The 7,687-nt window shown below is 60.3% G+C and carries 8 protein-coding genes; 5 read left to right on the forward strand and 3 right to left on the reverse strand.

The genetic code is table 11. From position 1 onward, the window contains the following. Nucleotide 1: 1 nt before the first annotated feature. Together CRD20_RS03120 and CRD20_RS03125 are read right to left on the reverse strand one after the other, a co-directional pair. Nucleotides 2-754 (reverse strand): enoyl-CoA hydratase, encoded by a 753-nt coding sequence (locus CRD20_RS03120; RefSeq protein ID WP_048733677.1) that lies wholly within the window; start codon nt 752-754, stop codon nt 2-4. 61 nt (nt 755-815) lie between these two features. Further along, a complete protein-coding gene (locus tag CRD20_RS03125; protein ID WP_187404809.1) occupies nt 816-1,682 on the reverse strand; it encodes an aldo/keto reductase in 867 nt (288 codons plus the stop codon). Between the two features lie 133 nt (nt 1,683-1,815). Here CRD20_RS03125 and CRD20_RS03130 point away from each other — a divergent pair, with 133 nt between their 5' ends. The 4 genes from CRD20_RS03130 to CRD20_RS03145 are packed head-to-tail and all read left to right on the forward strand — an operon-like array spanning nt 1,816 to nt 4,878. Beyond that, entirely contained in the window at nt 1,816-2,079 is a 264-nt protein-coding gene (locus tag CRD20_RS03130; RefSeq protein WP_042388879.1) for a helix-turn-helix transcriptional regulator, read from the forward strand. A 2-nt stretch (nt 2,080-2,081) separates the two neighbouring features. After that, nucleotides 2,082-2,651 carry a hypothetical protein gene (locus CRD20_RS03135; RefSeq protein ID WP_049189717.1) on the forward strand — a complete coding sequence of 190 codons (570 nt, stop codon included), beginning with the start codon at nt 2,082-2,084 and terminating at the stop codon, nt 2,649-2,651. Between the two features lie 59 nt (nt 2,652-2,710). Further along, nucleotides 2,711-3,616 (forward strand): ABC transporter ATP-binding protein, encoded by a 906-nt coding sequence (locus tag CRD20_RS03140; RefSeq protein WP_187404810.1) that lies wholly within the window; start codon nt 2,711-2,713, stop codon nt 3,614-3,616. Continuing rightward, nucleotides 3,613-4,878 (forward strand): ABC transporter permease, encoded by a 1,266-nt coding sequence (locus CRD20_RS03145; protein WP_187404811.1) that lies wholly within the window; start codon nt 3,613-3,615, stop codon nt 4,876-4,878. Before CRD20_RS03140 ends, CRD20_RS03145 begins: the two co-directional genes overlap by 4 nt. Before the next feature lie 113 nt (nt 4,879-4,991). On the opposite strand, the gene CRD20_RS03150 is transcribed toward CRD20_RS03145, so the two are convergent. Then, nucleotides 4,992-5,978 carry a ribokinase gene (locus tag CRD20_RS03150; RefSeq protein WP_016423305.1) on the reverse strand — a complete coding sequence of 329 codons (987 nt, stop codon included), beginning with the start codon at nt 5,976-5,978 and terminating at the stop codon, nt 4,992-4,994. A gap of 108 nt (nt 5,979-6,086) precedes the next feature. On the opposite strand from CRD20_RS03150, the gene CRD20_RS03155 reads away from it, so the two are divergent. Then, on the forward strand, nt 6,087-7,568 hold the full coding sequence (locus tag CRD20_RS03155; protein ID WP_070595314.1) for a carboxyl transferase domain-containing protein: 1,482 nt from the start codon (nt 6,087-6,089) through the stop codon (nt 7,566-7,568). The last annotated feature ends 119 nt before the right edge of the window (nt 7,569-7,687 follow it).

Raw genomic sequence — 7,687 nt, forward strand, 5'->3', positions numbered from 1 at the left:
CCTATTTGCCAATGAAATTTGGTTCGCGCTTTTCGGCTCGCGCCTTCGATGCCTCCGCAGCATCCTCGGAAGCCCACACCGTGTCGTAGAGCTCCTGCTGGTAGTCCTTCAACGGGCTATGTGTCTCATCGTCGTTGAGCACTGCCTTGTGGTAGGCCAGCGACAGGGGCGCGTAGGTGGCGATACGAAGCGCTACCTCCTCCGCCTTGTCCGGACCACCAAGGTAGGAAGCCAGACCACAACCGCGGGCGGCTTCCTGATCCATGCGCTCGGCCGCCAACAAAATAGTGCGGGCGCGGGCACCGCCGACGAGTACGCGTACGCGGCGAATTGTCCAGGCATCGACAGCGATACCGAGCTTGACCGGCGGAATCATAAACCAGCCGCGCTCACCCACGACGCGCAAATCAGCTGCCATCGCCAGCTGCATGCCAGCGCCGACAGCCGGCCCCTGCACATCCGCAATAACCACCAGACGGCTGGCCTCGATTGTGCGCAGCATTCGACGGAGCTGTTCGTGGAAGGAATCTTCATGGTGCTGGCCACTCAGGTCGGCGCCCGCACAGAAAGCGCGGCCTTCGCCGCGCAGCAGGATAACGCGCTGCTCTGGAACCTCAGCGGCAGCTTCCACCGCATCGGCGATGTCACGACACACGTCGGCAGTCAGGGAGTTGCGCTTATGATCTCGGTCGATGGTGATAGTGACAATTGCGCCGTCGGCTTCGACGCGGATTTCAGATGCTGGGTTCGTCATAGCATTTAGGCTACCCGCGAAACACCAATAGTGATGGGGCTATAAGCAAATCTAAATTCGCTTATTCGTTGCCGAATACCCGCGGGTCGCCACTCAGGCGCCTGTCGGCACGCGCCATCGACGCAATCGTTTCCATGTCCTCGTCGGTGAGCTCAAAGTCGGTGACCTGAAAGTTCTCCTTGATGCGCGACGGCGTGCCCGACTTCGGGATGGCCACGATGCCACGCTGAAGGTGCCAGCGGATAGCAACTTGGGCGGGAGTTTTACCCAGGCGATCTGCGATTTCAGCAATCGGCGAGCCCTCAAAGTACTTCGCGCGCCCCAACGGCGACCAAGCCTGCGTGACAATACCGCGACGACGATCGTCTTCAACCTGCTCATTCTGCGGGAACTGCGGATGCAGCTCAATCTGGTTGACCACCGGAGTCTCCGAGAGCTGGTCGAGCACCTCTGGGTAAAAGTTCGCCACACCAACCGAGCGAATCAGCCCCTCACGATTGAGCTCCAGCAGCGTATCGAAACACTGCCCAAACGTCCCCTGCTTCTCCACCGGCCAGTGCACAAGCACCAGGTCAACGTAGTCAAGGCTGAGCCGTTCTAAAGATGCCCGCACGGACTCGCGCGTCGCCGCCGACCCCTGCGCATCGTTCCAGACCTTCGTGGTCACGAAGATATCTTCACGCTTTACGACGTTCGCAGCGACCGCATCAGCAATACCCTGCCCAACCCCTCGCTCATTGCGATAGAGCGATGCGGTGTCGATGTGGCGGTAGCCGATTTCCAGGGCGTAGCGCACGGATTCGCGCGCCTGCTCATCGTCAAGCTTGTAGGTACCGAACCCCAGAATCGGGATGGCGTTGCCATCGACCATTTCCACGTTGGCAATTCCGGTTGTCGCTGCATCGTACTTCAGATTGAGTGTGGTCATGCCAACCGAGTGTACGGACTGAAAATTTTTTAGATTTTTTCTACCCCGCTGACCTGCGGTTTAGAAAGGTGAGTGCGCTTCATTTTGTTGCGAACAGTTGACGTAGCGTTGTGTTTATATAACACTTTGGAGTGTGTCCCCAAAGATTAAACCCAAAGAACCGATATTCAACAGAATTTCAGTGCTGCGGGCAGAACACGGACTCAGCCGAGCCGAACTAGCCAAACAAGTAGAGGTCAATCCTCAAACGATTGGCGCGTTGGAGCGAGGTGACCACTACCCCAGCTTGGATCTGGCATTTCGCATCTGCGCGGTGTTCGATCTCCCCGTTGAGGCGGTGTTTTCTCGCGAGGAATTCAAGCCCATGTCCTCTGCCCTATACCGAAAGGAAAGCTAACGATGCCAGCTATTCGGACTGAAGACGCAACACCGAACTTTTTCGAAAAGCTAGAAGCCCGGCGCGAAGCGAAGTACACAAAGCGTGTCGAGCAGATGTCGAGCTGGTTGCCCAAGTGGCGCAACCAGGCGGCGCGGCGGAAGCTGGTCATCGCATTCGAGGTGTGCCTTGTGCTGATGCTGCTGAGCGGCATCGCGCTTCTCGGTAGCCTGACCGATATTTTCCCGGGATGGCTTTCTCTGCTCTGGCCAGTGATTTCCCTCATTATGGTCGTCGTCTGGACCAGCCTCAACATCACAGTCGACATGGTTGACAGCGCACCGACCTCGCTACTGGACGAATACCAGCAGGAACAGATTCTGAACCTGCGGGGGCTGACATATCGCTGCTTCACCTACTTCGGCTTGGTGGCCTTCCTTGCTCTCGTTCTGGTGGGCACCTATGTCCTGAACGCGCAACCTGACTGGGGACGCTACATTCCGTACAGCTTCGGAATCTTCGGAATTATCGCTTTCCTCTACATTTCCACGCTGCCCACCGTCGTCTACGCCTGGAATCTGCGCGACGACTAGTACGGGCTCAAAAACTCATATCCCTCCTCTGCCCTTCACTCCTCAATCTAAGGATCACCATGAACAGCCTCATTATTGACGGGCTTGAGAAGTCCTACGGAGACCTGCAGGTTCTCCGTGGCATGAGCTTCCAAGTTCACCCTGGAGAAATCTACGGCTTCGTCGGCTCTAACGGTGCCGGCAAGACCACCACTATGCGCATTGCCCTGGGCGTGCTGGCCACCGATAAAGGCGAGGTGCGCATCGGCGATACCCCGATGAATGACTCGCTGCGCCGCACGATTGGCTACATGCCAGAAGAACGCGGCCTCTACCCCAAGGCTGAAGTCCGCAAGCAGCTGATTTACTTTGCTCGCCTACACGGTGTGCCCACCAAGCGCGCGGAATCCAATGCCGACAACTTGTTGGAGCGCCTCGGTCTCACCGAGCGTGCCAACGACAAGGTCGACACGCTCTCGCTCGGCAATCAGCAGCGCGTGCAGCTGGCAGCCTCCCTCGTCCACGACCCAGAAATACTAGTCCTCGACGAGCCCTTCTCTGGTCTCGACCCAGTTGCGGTCAAGGTGATGAGCTCCGTACTCAAGGAGTACGCCGACCGCGGCACCCCGATTGTGTTCTCTTCCCACCAGCTCGACCTTGTCGAGCGCATGTGTGACCGCGTCGGCATCATCCGCGACGGCCGCATGCTCGTGGAAGGCACCGTTGATGAGCTGCGAGCACGGGGCCCGCGGGCTTTCGTCGTCAAGCTCGATGGTGCGTCCCAGGATTGGGCGACCTCCGTCGAGGGCGTGACAAGCGTGGAGCGTGATGCCCACGGTGCCACCGTCGTTCACCTCGATTCCAACGCCCCCGCCGACACCGACCAGAAGCTGCTACACAGCGCGATGGCAGCGGGAACGGTCCGTTCGTTTGGACCTCTGCAAATTCCACTTACCGAGCTCTACCAGGAGGCCGTACAGCAATGAGCACCAACACTTACAACGCCTCAACGGCCGTCAAGACTGTTTTCGTCCGCGAACTCCGCGAGCATCTGCTGAAGAAGAGCTCGCTAATTACGCTGATCATCATGGCGGTGGCTGCCGTCGGCGGTATCTTCGTTGCCGACTACATGACCTCCAAGTCCGATAATGACACCGTAAAAATCGCGGTCGTCGGAGAAGCGCCATTCGCGAACTCCCTCGCCGACGCCACCGCCGAAATAAAGGATGCTGAAGGCGCGGATGCCGCAGCCGGCGCATTTGCCACAGCATCGCTCTCACCGTTGGAGATTACGTCCGCGGCAGACGACAAGGCCGCTCGCGCTGCCGTCACCGACGGCGACGCCGACGCCGCTCTCGTCCCCGACACCGCAGAAGGCAAGGAGGGCTCGTGGAAGCTGCTTGCCGACGACGCCCCATCCTGGCTGGCCCCAATGCTGCAGGAGTCGCTGCAGAAACAAAATGAAGCCATGCTGCTCAGCGAAAACGGAATCAACCCCAGCGAGTTTTTCTCCAAGACTCAAAGCGCAGCCGTGTCGGTGGAGTCGCTGGATGAAGCCAAAGACGAGAAGATGCCCGCAGTGGTCATCACACTGATTGGTGTGATGGTCATGATGACCGCCATCCTCGTCTTCGGCGGCGCGGTGGCCACCAGCGTCATCGAGGAGAAGTCCTCCCGCGTCATCGAGATCATTCTCTCGACCGTTCGCCCGGCGCACCTGCTGGCTGGCAAGATCCTCGGCGCCGGTCTGGCTGGCATCATCATGATGAGCGTGCTGACCGCCAGCGCCGCAGTTGCCCTCATGATTACCGGATTGGCGGAGAGCTTCGATGTGCCGTGGTCCGCAGTCTGGCTGCTGGTCCCGTGCTTCATCCTCGGTTACTTCTTCTTCGCCGCGCTGTATGCAGCCTCCGCATCCTTGGTCAGCCGTATGGAAGATTTCCAGGGCGCACAGATGCCGGTACTGGTGTTCTCGCTGATCACGATGTATGTTCCGCTGTTTGGCTGGAGCAAGCTGGACTCTACCGTCATGCAGGTTGCAGCGTGGATTCCACCGGTTTCCATCACCACTGCCCCGATGCAGTACGCCGTTGGCAACTTCTCCGCACTCCAGTTGGCGGCTTCGCTGCTAATCATGGTTGTGGGAGTAGCCGCAGTCATCGCACTCGCCGCCTGGATCTACCCGCGCAATGTCCTGCGCACCGGTGCCGCGGTCAGCTGGAAGAAGGCTCTGACAGCCAAGAGCTAGCCCCAGCCCTGCCCAAAAGAGCGTGGCTCCTTCGGCCACGGTCACCTAAAACCGAATAATCGTCAATCGCGTAGTTTGCTCAGCGCACCTTATAGGCCTTTGCGCAGCGCACCTTATAGACCATGGTCCGCCGCAAACTGCGCGATTTTTCCTGTCTCGCCATAGGAGGTCTGCGCCCCCACGCCTGTCGCCGCATGAGCCGAGACCACCGCCGCAAGACGAGCTGCCGTCACCACATCATCGCCCGCGGCCAACGCGGTGAGGACCGTACCCATGTACGCATCACCGCAGCCCGTGGTGTCCACGACCTCGATGGGCAGCGCTGGAATGCGAGTGACTGCCACCTCGCTTTCCGACGTCCTCAAGACCGCAGACCCCTCCCCGCCAAGTGTGACAATGGCCGTGGAAATCCCGTGTTCGTCGGCAAGCGCGCGCCCAACCGCATCCCACTGACCGTGCTCGCAACCGGCGACCGCGCGCTCGGAGCCGATGATGGCTGCGAGTTCGTGCTCGTTGACAATGAGGACATCGACCAGCGCGAGCAGATCCTCACTGACCGCCCGAATCGGCGACAGGTTGAACACCACCGGCACACCCGCATCGTGGGCAATCTGTGCGGCGGCCAGGACAGCCTCATCACAAATCTCCAGACACAGACCGAGGCACCCAGCCCGCTGAATCTTGTCCGCATGACTGCGCACCATCTCAGCATCGACTTCACCATTGGCGCCAGCGGAGATGACAATGAAATTCTCCGCCGCATCATCAACGACAATCATGGCTGTACCAGTGGCAGAGTCGACGGTCTCAACTGCAGAGATGTCCACGTGAGCGTCGGTAAGCGCGTCGCGCAGCAACTGCGCATTGGGATCCGAACCGACCGCGCCGACCAGTTCCACGGCCGCGCCCAGTCTTCCAGCCGTCGCCGCCTGATTCGCCGACTTACCGCCCGGCAGAATGCGCAGAGGACTGCCCTCGATAGTCTCGCCACCATGCGGCAGGCGCTTCACGGTGACGGTCAGGTCTGCGTTGATGGAACCGACGACACATACGTTTGGCCTCTGTTCAGCCAGCTCGGTGAGGCGCTCAGTAATCGGCATTGGTTCGACTCCTCGGTAGTGCGGACACGTTTTTTCCGACAATAGCGCTACCCCTTTCCGCCCACCATCAACTAAGCCGGTTTACCCCTTGTTTACTACCGTGGAGGTATGGCTAGAATCAGCGCCCAACAAGTAATAGATACCGTCCTCGACCACGGAAGTTTCACCTCCTGGGACGGCGCGCCCGAGCATGGCAACATCGACGAGTCCTACCGCGGCACACTGTCCCGAGCCTCTGAGAAGACCGGTCTCGATGAGGCCGTTATCACCGGTGAAGGCACCGTCGGCGGCAAGCGCGTCGCCGTCATCTGTTCTGAGTTCGGCTTCCTCGGCGGTTCTATCGGCGCCGCAACCGCTCGTCGTATTATTCGCAGCATCGAGCGCGCGACTGCGGAGCAGCTGCCGCTGTTGCTCTCCCCGACCTCGGGTGGCACTCGCATGCAGGAGGGCACTGCGGCGTTCGCGCTCATGATCTCTATTACCACCGCAGTGGCGCGCCACAAGGATTCTCACTTGCCATTCCTGGTGTACCTGCGCAATCCCACCACCGGTGGTGTCATGGCGTCGTGGGGGTCGGCAGGCCACTTCACCTTCGCAGAGCCCGGCGCGCTTCTCGGCTTCCTCGGCCCGCGCGTCGTCGAGCTCGCTACCGGCGAACCCATGCCCGAAGGCGTTCAGACCTCCGAGAACCTGTTCAAGCAGGGCATTATCGACGGCATCATTCCGCTCGAAGGTCTGCGCGGCGCTGTCCGCCGCACCATCGACGTGCTTGCCGACGGAGACGCCAGCGAACCCACCCCACCGCCAGCAGCAGCCATTGATGGTCGCGATACCTGGGAAGCTATCCTGCGCACCCGCGATACTTCTCGTCCAGGTGGCGGCGATATTATCGATGCCCTTGTCGACTGCTCCGTGCCGATTTCCGGCACTGGCGATGGCCACAAGTCGCTGTCGGTTCGGGCTCGCCTGGCGCGGATTGGTGAGCGGCCGGTGATTCTGGTCGCCCAGGATCGCCATAACCAGCCGCCGCTGGGCACGCATCCAATGGGGCCGGGCTCACTGCGTTTTGCCCGCCGTGCGATGCGCATCGCGGAAAGCCTGAACATTCCGCTGGTCACGGTCATTGACACCCCAGGCGCTGAGTTGACCAAGGACGCCGAGGAAAATGCCATGGCCGGCGAGATTGCCCGCACCTTGACCACGCTGGTGAACTTGAAGGTTCCGACCGTGTCACTCATTCTCGGCCAGGGCTGCGGTGGCGGTGCGCTGGCCATGCTGCCCTCTGACCGCGTGCTGGCAATGCACGATGCCTGGATGTCTCCGTTGCCGCCGGAGGGTGCTTCGGCGATTATCTACCGAGACACCGAGCATGCCCCGGAAATGATGGAGGAGCAGGGCGTTGGCGCCGAGGCCATGCTGAAGACCGGGGTCATCGACGAGATTGTGGCCGAACCTGAGAATCCGGCCGAACTGCCCCGCCGTGCTCTGAGTGCTATCGAGCACGCCCTCTGGGAGCTGGAGAAGAATCCGGCTCGCGTTGGCCGTGAGCAGCGTTTCGACCACTACCGTCGCTTCGCGCTGGGCGAGTAAGGGGTCTGGGCCTGGTTTGGGGCTGGTGTGGGGCTGGTTTGGGCCTTCAGCCCCCCACCCCAACCTCAGAAAGCAAGAAAGTGACTGAGTTTATGACACTTTTGGGCAATTTTTCACGC

Origin of the sequence: Corynebacterium sp. LK33 (assembly GCF_014334955.1) — a bacterium.
Taxonomy (GTDB): domain Bacteria; phylum Actinomycetota; class Actinomycetes; order Mycobacteriales; family Mycobacteriaceae; genus Corynebacterium; species Corynebacterium jeikeium_D.

Excerpts from the sequence above, each read along its gene's own strand:
- CRD20_RS03120 (WP_048733677.1), bottom strand. The coding sequence starts at position 754 with ATGACGAACCCAGCATCTGAAATCCGCGTCGAAGCCGACGGCGCAATT.
- CRD20_RS03125 (WP_187404809.1), bottom strand. The coding sequence starts at position 1,682 with ATGACCACACTCAATCTGAAGTACGATGCAGCGACAACCGGAATTGCC.
- CRD20_RS03135 (WP_049189717.1), top strand. The coding sequence starts at position 2,082 with ATGCCAGCTATTCGGACTGAAGACGCAACACCGAACTTTTTCGAAAAG.
- CRD20_RS03140 (WP_187404810.1), top strand. The coding sequence starts at position 2,711 with ATGAACAGCCTCATTATTGACGGGCTTGAGAAGTCCTACGGAGACCTG.
- CRD20_RS03145 (WP_187404811.1), top strand. The coding sequence starts at position 3,613 with ATGAGCACCAACACTTACAACGCCTCAACGGCCGTCAAGACTGTTTTC.
- CRD20_RS03150 (WP_016423305.1), bottom strand. The coding sequence starts at position 5,978 with ATGCCGATTACTGAGCGCCTCACCGAGCTGGCTGAACAGAGGCCAAAC.
- CRD20_RS03155 (WP_070595314.1), top strand. The coding sequence starts at position 6,087 with ATGGCTAGAATCAGCGCCCAACAAGTAATAGATACCGTCCTCGACCAC.